We start from the raw sequence: 14,231 nt of genomic DNA, 5'->3' as shown, positions 1-14,231 counted from the left end.
AAAAAAATCCTGCAATTGATATATTCATTGCAGGACTTTTTTGTTACATAAAATCTTTAAAGGTGGATATTTAATACTTTCTGTAAATACCAACAAGTACACCTAAAATTACACAGTCATCAACTATGATAGGGGACATAGTTGAATTTTCAGGCTGAAGCCTTATATGATCTTTTTCCTTGAAAAATCTTTTAATAGTTGCTTCATTATCAATAAGAGCTACAACTATATCGCCATTTTTAGCGGTATTGATTTTCTCAATTATAGCAAGGTCTTTATCCAATATTCCTGCTTCAATCATGCTGCTACCAGAAACTTTAAGCATAAATAGTTCATTATTGGTTTTAGTGAAATTTAAAGGAAGTGTAAATGTATCTTCAACATTTTCAACTGCGAGTATTGGTTTGCCAGCAGTGATTTTCCCTATAATAGGTATATCTATAAGTTCTTTTCTTATGACAGAATCCTTTATTAATTCAATTGCACGAGGCTTGGTAGGGTCTCTACGGATAAATCCTTTTTTTTCTAGTCTTGCTAAATGCCCATGAACAGTCGAAGTAGATCTTAATCCTACGCCATCACATATTTCTCTGACTGAAGGTGGATATCCTTTTAGTTGTACCTGTTTCTTTATAAAGTTATATATTTCACTTTGCTTATCTTTTTTTTCAGTTAACATGTAAACGCCTCCCATTCATAGTATAATTATACCATATAAATGTAATAACATCAAACTTACGTTCTGTTTTATAGTTATTAATAAAAATAAAAAATTATATATTATTATGTATGAATACATAAGTCATTATTAAGGGGTGTTAGTGTTTGATTATTGAAAATATATTTGCTATAATAGTCTATTATGAAAGTATTTGAAATAAATAGATTGGAGTGTTGTATGTCTAAAAATTGTATATTTAATAATAAGAAAATTTGTAATAGTTGTGGAGAATGTGAAGTCTGTGAATTAAATTCAAATAAGAAATGTAATAATTGCGGTAAATGCTTAGAAATGGAAGGTTACGATGTAAAAGCTATAAAAATTGATGAAGTTTTTGAGGATAATGAGATTGAAGGGGTAGAAGAGGTAGACGAAAATATTTGTGACAGGTCTGAAATTAATTTAGCGGAAGAAGTAGATAATGATGAAAATGATGGACTACCAAAACTTGAAGATTATGACTCAGTGGTAGCCAGCGATGAATTTTTAAAACTACATCAAGATGAGTTCATACCTGAAAACAATGAGGTTTGGGAATTTATAGATGACATAGACGGGGCAAAAGAGCTACTTGAAAATGAAGATGATAACTCAGGATTACTTCAAGAAGAATTTCCTGGACTTATAAGACTAAAAAAAATATAAGTATTAAAAGTAAATAGGGAAATAGTTAAAATCTATTGCATATTTTTTATGTGCAAAAAAAGTATATATTACGTATAATGCATTTGAACAAGCTTTAGAACTTCTTATTTTATTTTTAATTAATATGCGTTAAGAAAAATATATATTTGAGCGACATTGAGTTTATATTTTTTAGCAGATTAATTAAAAAAAATTAGTAGTTCTTAGCGAAGTGAATGTATTAATAGTAATATATACTTTTTTTTATTCATCAGAAAGTGGGTTTGACTTAACCGCATTTCTTAATTTATCATTATCTACATGAGTATATATTTGGGTGGTAGATATATTTTCATGGCCTAATATTTCTTGTAGACTTCTAATGTCTACATTTCCATATTTATACATAAGAGTAGCAGATGTATGCCTTAATTTATGAGGAGTATACTTATCTTTATTAAGTCCAGCATTACCTATATATTTTTTTACAATTCTCTCCACAGTGCGTTTATTAATTCTTCCATATTTACCACTTATAAAAAGGGCATCCTTATCTTCAGAATGAATTTTATCTATGTTCGTATTTCTAATAGGCAAATATTTATAAATTGATTTCAATGAAGCTTTATTCAAATAAATGGTTCGTTCTTTATTTCCTTTCCCAATAATAGATAATGTATCATCTTTAAAATCGGATATATTTATACTACAAAGTTCTGACAGCCTGATACCACAATTTAAGAATAATGTAATAATACTATGGTCGCGAATAGAATGCTTATCTCTAGAGCTTGTAGCGTCGAGTAGTGCCTTACTTTCACTTAATGTTAAAAAAACAGGACTTCTTTTACCAAGTTTTGGTGACTCTAAATCTATTGTCGGGTCTATAGTTAGCACTTTAGCCTTAGTGGTTAAATACTTGAATAGGGACTTTATAGATGCAATTTTTCTTGCTTTAGCGTAGTTACCATTAGCCCTATATTTCCCAAGATAGGAGATATAGGCATATAAATCCTGCAATGTAAGAGTTTTTAATGTATCTAAAGTTAGGTCACTAATTATAATGTTCTCAAGAGGCAGAGCATTTTCTGAAGAGACTAGACCTTTGTATATTTTTAAGAACTTTAATAGCAATGATAAATCAGCAGTATAAGCAACAACAGTAGAACTAGAACATCCTTTAATAGTAGATAAATAATTCAGATAATCATTTAGAAACGGTGGGAGTTCATTGTTATAAATAGTATTTATATTCGATTTCATAAGTACCTCCAAAAATCATTATAATGTCGTGAAACTTACATTTCACGACATTATTATACTACAAGAGGGGGAGCAAAATCCTGATTTTTCTAAAATAATAAAAATAAACAAATGTTTTTATTATTTTTATTATTTCCACATGCAATTTGAATTTTATTCTTCGAAAGTTATAGTGAAATCATGGCCTGTGGAGCTACAATATTACCGACTTCAAAAGGAGATTTATACTACCACTGAAATTTTCTATTTGTTAGGTTATGTAACTCTTACTTATAGAATTGGGAGACTTTCCTTCTAAAATGTCGTTAAACTAAAAAAGCTATCAGTTTTGTTTGCATCACTGATAGCTTTTTATAGTATAATTTCTATCCAATACTAAGGATTATACGTTTATAGAAGTTTCTACTCCTAATGCATCTTTATTGGCCTCGATTATTGGTTTTACATATTCATCTATAAATTCTATTACTTGACTTGGAGCTCTACCTACAAATTTAATCGGGTCAATTACAGCAAATATCTCTTCTTTTGACATCCTAAAACTATCATCATTTATTATTCTTTCTATAAGATCATTATTTAAGCCTTCTTCTTTAACGCGTTTTGCTGCAGCCATAGAATGAACTCTAATGTTCTCATGAAGTTCTTGTCTGTCCCCGCCCCTTTTAACAGCTTCCATAAGGATATTTTCTGTAGCCATAAATGGAAGCTCGTGGTTTACATGAGCAGTAATTACTTTTTCATATACTACCATATTTCCAGCTATATTCATATACAAATTTAATACTCCATCAAGTGCTAAGAAAGCTTCAGCTACGGATATTCTCTTATTAGCTGAATCATCTAATGTTCTTTCAAACCATTGTGTTGCAGCTGTTATAGCAGGATTTAATGAATTCACTATAATATATCTTGATAAAGAGCTAATTCGCTCAGAACGCATAGGGTTTCTTTTGTATGCCATTGCAGAGGATCCAATTTGATTTTTTTCAAAAGGCTCTTCCACTTCTTTCATGCTTTGAAGTATCCTTAAATCATTACTGAATTTATATGCACTTTGAGCTATTTCTGATAAAGTATTTAATACTATAGAGTCTACTTTTCTAGAATAAGTTTGACCAGTAACGGGATATGTATCTTCAAAGCCCATTTTATTCGCTACATATTTATCTAAGTCTTTTACTTTTTTCTCATCATTTTCGAATAGATTCATAAAGCTCGCTTGGGTTCCAGTTGTTCCTTTAACCCCTAGTAACTTTATTCTATCTATTACAAAGTCTAAATTTTCTAGATCCATTATTAATTCTTGAATCCATAGGGTTGCCCTTTTACCTACAGTAGTTAATTGAGCTGGCTGTAAATGGGTAAAACCTAGTGTAGGAACATCTTTATACTTTAATGCAAATTCTGAAGATTTACTAATTACATTAATTAATTTTTTCTTAATTAATAGTAAAGCCTTTTTCATGACTATTAAGTCTGTATTATCGCCTACATAGCAGCTAGTAGCCCCTAAATGAATAATACCCTTCGCATTAGGACATTGAACCCCATATGCATATACATGGCTCATTACGTCATGTCGTATTTCTTTTTCTTTATTTTCAGCCACTTCGTAATTCACATTATCTACATAGGATTTAAGCTCTTCAATTTGAGATTCTGTAATATTGATTCCTAATATCCTTTCACCTTCAGCTAGTGCAACCCAAAGCTTTCTCCATGTTCTAAACTTCATATCATCTGAAAATAAATAACTCATCTCTTTTGATGCATATCTACTATTTAATGGTGTATTATAAGAATTTCTCATATTCTGCCTCCATACGTACAATTTTAAATATAAAACAAGTTTCATTCATATTATAACATACAATAGTGCTAAAAGTAATGAAAATGTTCGTATACTTAATTTGTACTTTCCAAATTATTTTTTAGTATATAAATTTATATACCATAACATTATATACGCTTTAAAGAAATTATTAAACAGTTCTAAAATATTATATTTATAATATAATTTATACAAATAGAATAATTATATTAGTCTGGGGGTAATTATGTATAAGCTTAGTATTATCGACAAACTTTCATTCGTGTTTGTATTGATTGGTGCTTTAAATTGGGGACTTTTAGGATTGTTAAATGTTAACTTAGTTAGTCTTATCTTTGGATTTGTTCCCTTCCTTGCTAGAGCAATATACATTTTAGTAGGATTATCTGCTGTGAATATTATTGTTTTCATAGCGAGAAATAAAAAAAATTAGATCCTCTTTTCTATTAATATTATCTTAAATAGTGTAATATTAATAGAAAAATACTCCGTAAATTATTATGGAGTATTTTTGATTATATTAAATCATCTATTGGGTTTCTAGGCCCTCTTAATTGGGCTCAGTTCACAATTGCTAAGTTATACTGGCCTACGTTCCAATACTTTTATTTTAATTTCTGATATATCGATTTTTTCCATTATCACATCCTAGCTAACTAGTTACTTGGAGTTACAGTTGATTGTTTTTCGTCTGGAGTTACAGTTGGTTCTTTTTCATCTGGAGTTACAGTTGGTTCTTTTTCGTCTGGAGTTACAGTTGGTTCTTTTTCATCTGGAGTTACAGTTGGTTCTTTTTCATCTGGAGTTACAGTTGGTTCTTTTTTATCTGGAGTTCCAGTTGACTCTTTTTCATCTGGAGTTACAGGTGATTCTTTTTCATCTGGAGTTCCAGGTGATTCTTTTTTATCTGGAGTTACAGGTGATTCTTTTTCATCTGGAGTTCCAGTTGATCCTTTTTTATCTGGAGTTCCAGTTGATTTTTTTTCATCTGTGGATAGTTTGGGAACGGGAGTTTTTACATTAGGAGATATCCCTTTAAAATAAAATCTTCCTAAACCCCCAACAATTATAACTAAAATAATTGTTGCGATAATTATAATTGCCTTTTTATTCTTACTAGTTTTCTTATTTCTAGAGAGCGCTTCCCTATTTTCTTTATTTATTGTTTGTTCAGCGCCTGTTACCTTATTCATAACCGCTGTAAAATCTTCTTTTTCATTAGGAACTATTGCTTCGTTCTTTCTCACTGCCTTAAGGATTACCTGTTTTACATTTTTAGGTATATTAAACAAAAATGATAGTATTCCCTTTTGTTCTACAGAGTCTATCTCCTTAAAATTTTCAGGTGATCTGATTACAATAATAGGCTTATTATTGTAATTAGATTGTTTTTCTACATATACTGTAACTGAAAACTCATCACCCTTACTTATAAAAGGGATATAAACCTCTAAAATGTTATCCTTTATTGAAGAATCAAATTTTAAACCTTTTGTTATTGTGGCACCCGCACTCTTTAAGTTAGTCTGTGAACCCTGTATATTTATAGTTAACTCATGAATTGTTTTATTTGATGGGTTCTTAACAGTAATAATGTATGTGCAATGTTCTTTTCCATCCGTTTTTATAGGTTTACCATTTCGTACATTACATAATATTCTAGGTCCTAAATTTCTATAATAATCTAATAGTAATCCAGATATAAATGATATTATTATAGTTATAATTGCAGTTTTAATAATATTCATAAAATTAATTTTCGCTCCCTTATTTTTTACTGTTTTTCCAGCTACATAATTATATAATTCACTTTCAGTAAATTATAAAGTAGATGGATACTTGTGACAAACTTAAAAATTGAATTGAGAAGATTTATACAAGAGCCTAAGTAATAGTAGCTACGCATCTTAATGTAGACATGGTCTTGCCAACGCCTCCCTTTTGATTGCTCACTACACTGAAATTTTCTCTTTGTAGTCCCCCTAGAAATATAATGAAGTATCGTTAAAATACTTGTTTCATTATATTCCATATATCGAATGATAGCAAATCAAATTCCCCAAATGTGGTATCATTAATAAAAATTTAACATCATAAAATACTTCATTATGATGTTGACGCTAACCCGTATAGTAACATTAATTGCTTTTTTCTACTTGCTGATTTAAATAACATACAAGTATGTCTCAACAAAGGATATTTTAAGTTGTAGTTGGAAAATAATTTTGTTAATAATTATTTTTGATGCCTTATTTATTTGTTTGATTAAATTTGTTCCATTGTTAGTATTCTCTTGTTCCCATTTTGAGTTTCTTCAATAAAGAGAATATTATATTTTGCGAGATATATGTGATTAAACTAATCAAGTTTTACTTGAAATTTTTTTATTAACAAAAAAAAGCATGTATAAATTAATATAGATGCTTTGTCTAAATGAATTTTTGATTAGTTAGGCACTAGAATTACTACTCCAATTATTACAATAAATTGCTATCATATCATTGCAGCCATTCTATTTCCTACTCTCTATGTATTTTATAATTATTATAACTTACACACTAACCATCTATTGGGTTTTCAGGGCCTTTAAGCTCTAATTGATAAAAAACAAGATTGAGCCACTTCCCAAATTTAAATCCAGCTTTATTTATCTTACCTGAATACTCGAACCCCAATTTTTCGTGCAATTTGATACTTTTTTCATTTGATTCATCAATTGCCGCCACCATGGTTGCAAATCCTCTTTCATTGGAAAATCTTATTAGTTCTTTAGCTAGTAGTGTTCCTATGCCTTTGTTTCTACAGTTACCATTAACATAAATAGAGTGTTCAATAGTATATTTATATGCAGGCCATGCTCTGAATGGCCCAAATGTAGCAAATCCGATAACCTTATTATTTTCTTCAACTACTAATATTGGATACCCCTCTTTCTTCTTTTTTTCATACCATTGTTTTCTGTCATCAATTGTGTGAACTTTATAATCATAGACAGCTGTTGTATTTAATATTGCATCATTACAAATTTCTAAAATATCAATCAAATCATTTTCTACTGCTTCTCTTATCATTTTTATACCCCTCTCACAATAAAAAGTTGCCACTAAAAATTTCTTAACGATCATTCTATACAACATTATACAATATTTTTGTTTTTTAAAACATAACCTTTTATAATTGGTTTTTTCTTTTTCTTATAAGGGTTTTTTATTAGTGTTAGACCCTAAAGTTAAAATTGCTACTGTAGATATAATACACATTCCTCCGATTACTTCAAACAATCCAAAAGGAACATGTAACCAAAATATAGAAGCAAGTGTAGCGGATAAAGGTTCTGCACTTGCCAATAAGCTAGCTTCAGTAGGTGCAATATATTGTAAACTAGCTATGTACAAATAAAAGGCAATTAGTGTACCGAATAAAACCACAAATCCAACAAATAAACTAGAAAGCAAAGACCAATTTTGACCTTGTATATTCCATGGCGGGTTTATGAAACTCAGCCCAACTCCGCCTATAAGCATACCCCAACCTACAACAATCACAGCCCCCCACTCCTTAAGCAAACTATGTGGATATAATGTATAAAAGGCAAGGGCAATTGCTGACCCAACTCCCCAAGCGATGGCAGGTAACGAAATAGTAAGCCTATCAACCGTGCCGTTAGTCACAAGAAGAAATGTTCCCAAAATAGCTAAACCAACTGAAATAAATTCTTTTGGGCTTGGGACTTTTTTTAATCGTATTGCCAAATATGCTACTATAAATATCGGAGCTAAATATTGCAACAAAGTGGCTGTCGCAGCGTTACCTGATTTGATGGACATAAAATAAGTATATTGTACTCCGAGCATCCCAATTATCCCGAATATAATCAAATGTAATCGTTTAGAAGAGTCTTTCCATACAGACCAAACCTTATGTTGTCCATTAGTTTTAATACTTGCGAATAAGAGCAATAGTACACCTGATGTTATCATTCTTACTGTTACTAGCCAGCCAGGTTGAAATCCTTCGTTTTGAAAAAGTTTCTGTGCAACAGTACCAGAAATCCCCCACAAAATCGCACCGACTATAGCCATTGCATATCCTTTGTAGCGTAAATTCAGCATAATTCTAAACTCCTTTTTTCTATTCATTATGTTAACTACCAATAACTTTGTTTACTGATTACAAAACAACAGCATAGGTGTCATTATTTTCAATAAACATTTTTATGTACTATCAACCAGCATTAGGACCAATTAGCTCACACCTAAAATAATACCTAAATATATTTTGTTAAATTTTCTCATAAACGGCTAGATCCCTCCCCATTAAATTACCATTGCGTAATTATTCAATTATACATAATATTAATATAAGTTTCAAATATTTAGTAAAATTATGTATAAATTGATTTCATATTTTTTATCAATACAAAAAAGCATCTATAAATATATTATAGATGCTTTTTTGTAATGTATTTAATAATGTTTAATTACTCTTTTTCCGTTTTAGTATCTTCTTCAGACCCTTCTTTTTTGTTCTTACTACATCCCATTTTTGAGCTTACTTTAGATACTATTTCTGGTACCATTTCAATAAGACTTTCAAGATTACATTTACCCTTTATAGGAAGCATTGTTACTTCTCCATTTTTTATAACTAAAATAGCAGTTGGGGTTATTCTAGCTCCTGCTCCAAGTCCGCCTCCAGAACCCTCACCATCCTTAGTAGAGTTGCCTGTGCCACCGCCAGTTCCACATCCGAATGAAACTGTAATAAGTGGTATGAGTGTTGTTTCCCCTATAATTATTGCCTCCCCCACTACTGTTTCTGTTTTTAAAAATTTTTCAAGGTTTGAGAATAATGCTTCGGTATTTTCTGTAATATTTATCATAACTTAATCCCCCTAATATTTTAAATTTAAGTATTTATTGATTGCGCAATCATTATTAACTTTATACTTAACAATACACATAAATTATTAATAAGTTTCAGATTTTCTAAAGTTTTTAAATATTTTTCCTCTATTATTTTTCTTAAGAATGAATTTAAGTGTTTTTATTGTAGCTACCAATAAAGAAATTCTGCCATGAATTTCACAATAAATATCAATTATTTCATCATCAAACACTGGTTGCAAATTAATATCGCTTGTAGGAATAAAACTTGATACTAAAGGGACAATTCCACAAGCTATACCCGTTAATGAAGGATCTTCAAATCCATAAACGCCATTGAGTTTGATTTTTTTTGGTTTAGTAATATTTATTATATCTTTAAAGTAATTAATTAAATCATTTATGAATGCCCCTTGGATATAATCCTTTATATTAAAATCAACATTTTTCTTCTTTTTCTTTTTTAGTTTTACCTTTTCATTTTCTTTTTTTCTATTAGACATTTTAATTTTTTTTCTAATAATGCATAATCCCATCACCTTTATTAAAAATAATGTTTCTTTATCCTCATATGCCACCATCATCTTTAAAAAATTTTTAAAAAATGATAGATTTACATCTGTCCTAATTTTTTCATCAATTTTTGTATTGAATTCATATTCAAATGGTATTATTATAAACAATAAAATCAAGCCCAATATAGTGATTAATAAATAAAGTAGTATTTTTATTATTGAAAATAAAACAAACAAGCTTGCACCTCCTTTTCCTTTAGCAGTCTAACCTACTTTTAATTTTAATTTTTTTACTATACTCATTTCATTTATCTTGTTTTTAATCATATGTTTTACAGGCGTTTTAATATAGTTAAAAGTAGCATCAATTCTATTACTTATGAAATTATTATATGGATTATTTTTATATGCTTCGCTTGATTCTGTTATAACGTTATGTATGCCCTTGTATGTCACAATAATATTGTGAACCTTCATCCTAATGCTAATATTGTCCATTTCCGATATGCAGTTTTCTGCAACAAGTTGTGAAATTATGCTTAGTTTATCAGGAAATTCAATATGACTTAGCTCATCTTTAATATTTTCATTAATAATAGTTATTAGCTTTAGGTCTTTTTGACAGTCAGTACAGTATTTTATGTGCTCTTCAATGAATATTTTCTCCAATGGTTCAATTGTCTTATCATCAAAAGCATATAACAGTTCCTTATCAAATTTACAGCACATAATTACGCCTCCATCTCACTTTCTAGTTGTTTCTTTAATATCGCTTTAGCCCTATACAAGTCCGTTTTAATTGTTCCAAGTGGTTTATTTAACAATTCTGAAATTTCCAAGTAACTCAGATCATCAAAATATCTTAATGCAATTACCATTCTATAATTATCAGATAAGTTATTAAGTCCAGCCTCAATAATCTTTTTAAACTCCTTTTTCTCAACTTCCTCTTCTAAATTGTAGTCAGAAACAATAGTATCTTCTAAACAAAGTTTATTAGCATATTCATAATTTAATGAAATGACGTTGGTTTTAATATTTCTTTTAAAGTTAATACAAGTATTTACTGAAATCCTTCGTAACCAGGGGCGAAAAGGCATTGTCTCATCAAAACTTGATATATTTTTAAAAATCTTTATATAAATTTCTTGTACAATATCAAGAGAATCCTGTTCATTTTGAGTGTAACTATAGCAAATGCTATACAAATACCGCTCGTAAATCTTAAAAAGTTCCATAAAGGAGGATTTGTCATAGTTTTTGCATCTCGATATTAATTTTTTTTCAATCTCCACAACATCCCCTCCGGCTTCTACCTTAAATCATCTCCAAAATAATTCTCTCTATTATATACACATAATTAATGAATAAAGTTTCAAATATATATTATTTTTATTTATATCAAAAATTAAAAGGTGTTCATAATAAATTTGTATCAATTTATTATGAACACCTTTTTTATGTCACTTAATTATTAAGGTATAATACCAAATCCAATAATAATTAATATAGAGCATATAAATAAAACTATATTCCCTCCAAATCCTACTTTAGATAAGATTCTAATGACTTTATTTTCTGGAGGTTTTTGAGGAGTTAATGCATCCTGCTCCTAATGTCCAATAAACAAATAATAGAAACAAATTCAAATGTTGGCGACACCCCTGCTAGTCTTAACCCAATAAACTAATAATGATAAAATTATTAGAACTACTGCTGCTACAAGAAGATAATATCTTTCTTTAAAGCTATTATTCATTAAAGAAAATATACAAAAGTTTTTTGTGTATTTACCCTTTGTCATGATATCAAAGACAAAATAAACTATTGGTATCATATACCCTATGCTTACATTTTCAGTAAGGGAAGCAACAAATAACCCTAATCCGCCTAGAAATAATGCAGATATAAATGTTCCCATTATTAACCTTCCTGAAGTAAAGGTTCCACCAAGATAAATCAATATATTAACAAATAATGCTATTAGTGATACTAGTAAAATTACTGATATTAGTATTCTTATTATATAAACCAATATAGGAGAAATAGCCTTTGCGTTTATTGTCTCTTTTATATTTCCGTCTTCCTCCGGTGTAAAGATTGGCACTAGAATCACTACTCCAATCATTATAATAAATTGCTCACATATCTTTGCAGCCATTGGAAAATCCAAATTAGTAATGCTAAAGATTATGGGAGCTACAATTAATAATACAATTGAGAATAATATATTATTTCGAAAAGCTATTCTTAAATTTACCTTTGAAATTTGTAAAACATTTCGAATACTTATCATAAAAATCAATCCTTCCTATTCTCTTTAGATTTAATATATAAATAGATGCAATCACGAAAATTGCCGATAGCGATATAAAGAACATTCTATTTAAAAATATATTATTTATAATAGAAACAAATTCATCTCTCTCATATATTGTATTGAATCTTATCATTAATTGACTTAAACCATAACTTCCAATTAATGCACCTTTAAATATAGAGGAGTACCACCAAATCATTTGAACTGGAATAGCTATTGCTGTTTCTGTAAGAAGAGTTAAAAACATCCCTACCGCAGTTACTGCCATAAGCGTTGGCATAAGCCATCCTATTGAATATTTAAAAAACGCAAAATAATCTACCGTTATATTAAGTTTTCCACTAATACTTGCGGCCTGAAATGTTGAGACGATTGCAAGTAAGAAAATTGGAACCATCATCATTATAACTAAGGCACTATACCTCGACAGGATTAACTTAGTAGAGCTTACTCTTCTACTATAAATGACTTGTTTCATATTGCTTTTTTTATCTTTCCTAATAAAAGATACTACAACAAACACCGGAAATAAGCCCATTACGATTCCCATAAAGTCGCAAAATATCCTTGCAAAACCATTTGTAATCTTATCCTTTTCTATTAAATCTTTATAAGTTTTCATTGCTTCCTCATATGTTATTGGTCTAACGCCAAACCTTCTTAAATTTTCTTTTGAATAATTAGATTGCTCTCCTATTATATTATTAGCTTCCTCCATTAATACTTTAAAGCTAGCATAGTCTTTTGAGCTGCTGCTAAAATGTATTTCACTCCATTTTTCGGTTTTATGCAATTTGTCTAACTCGCTTAGAGATTTTCCTGTTATTTGACATAAAATTTCTTCTATCTTTTTCGTGTCTTCCTTATCTAATTTAACATTTTTAAACAAGCTATGTGGATAGGATGAGTATGTTCCTTGCATATGCTCTCCATACATCATTGATGTTGATTTAGAAATAATTTGTTCTGGTATCTCTTTAAAGGTAGATCCATAAGGATACCCATCATTCTCTTTATTGTACTTTTCAACATCTTGAACATAAGAAGGCTTTATCAAAGCACTTCCTTGATACTGTGGATCATTTCCTTTTATACTTGAATAGTATTGGGTATTATAAAATACTATGGCGATACAAATAAAAACTATATAAATCAAACTCTTACCTAATTGCTTACATTCCTTTGAAAATAGATTAAACATTATCTATCCCTCCAATCATAAGCATGTACGAATCTTCAATATTGGGTTTACAGATTTGGGAATTATCGCTTGGAGGAACATCTGAGATAACCCTAATGGAGATACTGTCCCCTAACATAATCATACCTGTTATAATATATTTTTGTTTTATTCTTTCTAATTCTTCGGGGTTAACGTTCATAGAAAAAACTTTTCCTTCTGCTTTGCTTTTTAATTCCTGAACAGTTCCTTTAAATATAAGGCTCCCATTATCTAATATTCCAATGTTTTTGCAGGTGGCCTCAATGTCTCCGATTATATGTGTTGAAAGAATAACTATTTTATCCTTTGCTAGTTCACAAAGAAGGTTTCTAAATCGAATTCTCTCCTTTGGATCCAACCCTGCAGTTGGCTCATCAACTATTAGAACTTTTGGATTATGCAAAATTGCTTGAGCTATTCCAAGTCTTCTTTTCATTCCGCCAGACAGAGCCCTAACCTTTACTTTTTTACAATCTAACAAGTTAACCTTTTCTAAAAGTTCTGGAATTACTTTTTTCCTCTCACTTGAGGGAACCTCTGATAAAACTCCTAAATAATCCATGGCTTCATAAACGGATAGATTTGGATAAACTGAGAAGTCCTGAGGAAGATATCCAATAAGTTTTCTTAATTCTTTAGTTTTTAAAATATCTATTCCACAAATGCTGATTTCGCCACTACTTTTATTAAGCAGAGTTGCTAGTATCCTCATCAAAGTAGTTTTGCCTGCTCCATTTCTTCCAAGTAGTCCAAACATCCCCTGATCTATTGTTAAATTAACATCCTTTAAGGCACTCATACCACTGAATTTTTTTGATAAATTATTTATATTAATTTGCATGATTC

The 14,231-nt window shown here is 29.6% G+C and carries 15 protein-coding genes; 2 read left to right on the top strand and 13 right to left on the bottom strand.

Annotation, left to right across the window (positions count from 1 at the left end):
* Window positions 1–70 precede the first annotated feature (70 nt).
* Window positions 71–679 (bottom strand): transcriptional repressor LexA, encoded by a 609-nt coding sequence (lexA, locus tag KTC94_RS02915; protein ID WP_216304024.1) that lies wholly within the window; start codon window positions 677–679, stop codon window positions 71–73.
* Between the two features lie 219 nt (window positions 680–898).
* Here lexA and KTC94_RS02910 point away from each other — a divergent pair, with 219 nt between their 5' ends.
* Window positions 899–1,366: a hypothetical protein gene (locus tag KTC94_RS02910; RefSeq protein WP_220319689.1), complete on the top strand. Its 468-nt coding sequence runs from the start codon at window positions 899–901 to the stop codon at window positions 1,364–1,366.
* Window positions 1,367–1,609: 243 nt separating this feature from the next.
* On the opposite strand, the gene KTC94_RS02905 is transcribed toward KTC94_RS02910, so the two are convergent.
* Together KTC94_RS02905 and purB are read right to left on the bottom strand one after the other, a co-directional pair.
* Entirely contained in the window at window positions 1,610–2,608 is a 999-nt protein-coding gene (locus tag KTC94_RS02905) for a tyrosine recombinase XerC (RefSeq protein ID WP_220319688.1), read from the bottom strand.
* Window positions 2,609–2,990: 382 nt separating this feature from the next.
* Window positions 2,991–4,421 carry an adenylosuccinate lyase gene (purB, locus tag KTC94_RS02900; RefSeq protein WP_216304027.1) on the bottom strand — a complete coding sequence of 477 codons (1,431 nt, stop codon included), beginning with the start codon at window positions 4,419–4,421 and terminating at the stop codon, window positions 2,991–2,993.
* A 247-nt stretch (window positions 4,422–4,668) separates the two neighbouring features.
* On the opposite strand from purB, the gene KTC94_RS02895 reads away from it, so the two are divergent.
* Entirely contained in the window at window positions 4,669–4,875 is a 207-nt protein-coding gene (locus tag KTC94_RS02895) for a DUF378 domain-containing protein (RefSeq protein WP_165412978.1), read from the top strand.
* Window positions 4,876–5,098: 223 nt separating this feature from the next.
* Here the strand turns inward: KTC94_RS02895 and KTC94_RS02890 are convergent, their stop codons facing one another.
* The 10 genes from KTC94_RS02890 to KTC94_RS02845 all read right to left on the bottom strand — a co-directional run bounded on the left by KTC94_RS02890 (window position 5,099) and on the right by KTC94_RS02845 (window position 14,226).
* On the bottom strand, window positions 5,099–6,190 hold the full coding sequence (locus KTC94_RS02890) for a hypothetical protein (RefSeq protein ID WP_304518682.1): 1,092 nt from the start codon (window positions 6,188–6,190) through the stop codon (window positions 5,099–5,101).
* 810 nt (window positions 6,191–7,000) lie between these two features.
* The gene (locus KTC94_RS02885; RefSeq protein ID WP_216304055.1) at window positions 7,001–7,513 is read right to left on the bottom strand and encodes a GNAT family N-acetyltransferase; all 513 of its coding nucleotides are present in this window, start codon (window positions 7,511–7,513) and stop codon (window positions 7,001–7,003) included.
* A 123-nt stretch (window positions 7,514–7,636) separates the two neighbouring features.
* Window positions 7,637–8,554 (bottom strand): DMT family transporter, encoded by a 918-nt coding sequence (locus tag KTC94_RS02880; protein ID WP_253198262.1) that lies wholly within the window; start codon window positions 8,552–8,554, stop codon window positions 7,637–7,639.
* A 368-nt stretch (window positions 8,555–8,922) separates the two neighbouring features.
* Window positions 8,923–9,324 carry a GerW family sporulation protein gene (locus KTC94_RS02875; protein WP_220287171.1) on the bottom strand — a complete coding sequence of 134 codons (402 nt, stop codon included), beginning with the start codon at window positions 9,322–9,324 and terminating at the stop codon, window positions 8,923–8,925.
* A gap of 87 nt (window positions 9,325–9,411) precedes the next feature.
* The gene (locus KTC94_RS02870; RefSeq protein WP_216304058.1) at window positions 9,412–10,080 is read right to left on the bottom strand and encodes a DUF2953 domain-containing protein; all 669 of its coding nucleotides are present in this window, start codon (window positions 10,078–10,080) and stop codon (window positions 9,412–9,414) included.
* 27 nt (window positions 10,081–10,107) lie between these two features.
* Window positions 10,108–10,572 (bottom strand): zf-HC2 domain-containing protein, encoded by a 465-nt coding sequence (locus KTC94_RS02865; RefSeq protein WP_216304059.1) that lies wholly within the window; start codon window positions 10,570–10,572, stop codon window positions 10,108–10,110.
* A gap of 2 nt (window positions 10,573–10,574) precedes the next feature.
* Window positions 10,575–11,138 (bottom strand): RNA polymerase sigma factor, encoded by a 564-nt coding sequence (locus tag KTC94_RS02860; protein ID WP_220319686.1) that lies wholly within the window; start codon window positions 11,136–11,138, stop codon window positions 10,575–10,577.
* A gap of 350 nt (window positions 11,139–11,488) precedes the next feature.
* A complete protein-coding gene (locus KTC94_RS02855; protein ID WP_304518681.1) occupies window positions 11,489–12,139 on the bottom strand; it encodes an ABC transporter permease in 651 nt (216 codons plus the stop codon).
* Entirely contained in the window at window positions 12,075–13,364 is a 1,290-nt protein-coding gene (locus KTC94_RS02850; protein ID WP_220319684.1) for an ABC transporter permease, read from the bottom strand. Before KTC94_RS02850 ends, KTC94_RS02855 begins: the two co-directional genes overlap by 65 nt.
* A complete protein-coding gene (locus KTC94_RS02845; RefSeq protein WP_216304061.1) occupies window positions 13,357–14,226 on the bottom strand; it encodes an ABC transporter ATP-binding protein in 870 nt (289 codons plus the stop codon). Before KTC94_RS02845 ends, KTC94_RS02850 begins: the two co-directional genes overlap by 8 nt.
* Window positions 14,227–14,231 lie beyond the last annotated feature (5 nt).

Source organism: Clostridium sp. CM028, from assembly GCF_030585565.1.
GTDB classification, from domain to species: Bacteria; Bacillota; Clostridia; order Clostridiales; family Clostridiaceae; genus Clostridium_AD; species Clostridium_AD estertheticum_B.
Note: the sequence above shows the minus strand (reverse complement) of the source record. Positions and strands in the feature narration are given on the sequence as shown.

Bases quoted from the DNA above. Each gene is read 5' to 3' on its own strand.
- lexA (WP_216304024.1), bottom strand. From the start codon at position 679: ATGTTAACTGAAAAAAAAGATAAGCAAAGTGAAATATATAACTTTATA.
- KTC94_RS02910 (WP_220319689.1), top strand. From the start codon at position 899: ATGTCTAAAAATTGTATATTTAATAATAAGAAAATTTGTAATAGTTGT.
- KTC94_RS02905 (WP_220319688.1), bottom strand. From the start codon at position 2,608: ATGAAATCGAATATAAATACTATTTATAACAATGAACTCCCACCGTTT.
- purB (WP_216304027.1), bottom strand. From the start codon at position 4,421: ATGAGAAATTCTTATAATACACCATTAAATAGTAGATATGCATCAAAA.
- KTC94_RS02895 (WP_165412978.1), top strand. From the start codon at position 4,669: ATGTATAAGCTTAGTATTATCGACAAACTTTCATTCGTGTTTGTATTG.
- KTC94_RS02890 (WP_304518682.1), bottom strand. From the start codon at position 6,190: ATGAATATTATTAAAACTGCAATTATAACTATAATAATATCATTTATA.
- KTC94_RS02885 (WP_216304055.1), bottom strand. From the start codon at position 7,513: ATGATAAGAGAAGCAGTAGAAAATGATTTGATTGATATTTTAGAAATT.
- KTC94_RS02880 (WP_253198262.1), bottom strand. From the start codon at position 8,554: ATGCTGAATTTACGCTACAAAGGATATGCAATGGCTATAGTCGGTGCG.
- KTC94_RS02875 (WP_220287171.1), bottom strand. From the start codon at position 9,324: ATGATAAATATTACAGAAAATACCGAAGCATTATTCTCAAACCTTGAA.
- KTC94_RS02865 (WP_216304059.1), bottom strand. From the start codon at position 10,572: ATGTGCTGTAAATTTGATAAGGAACTGTTATATGCTTTTGATGATAAG.
- KTC94_RS02855 (WP_304518681.1), bottom strand. From the start codon at position 12,139: ATGATAAGTATTCGAAATGTTTTACAAATTTCAAAGGTAAATTTAAGA.
- KTC94_RS02850 (WP_220319684.1), bottom strand. From the start codon at position 13,364: ATGTTTAATCTATTTTCAAAGGAATGTAAGCAATTAGGTAAGAGTTTG.
- KTC94_RS02845 (WP_216304061.1), bottom strand. From the start codon at position 14,226: ATGCAAATTAATATAAATAATTTATCAAAAAAATTCAGTGGTATGAGT.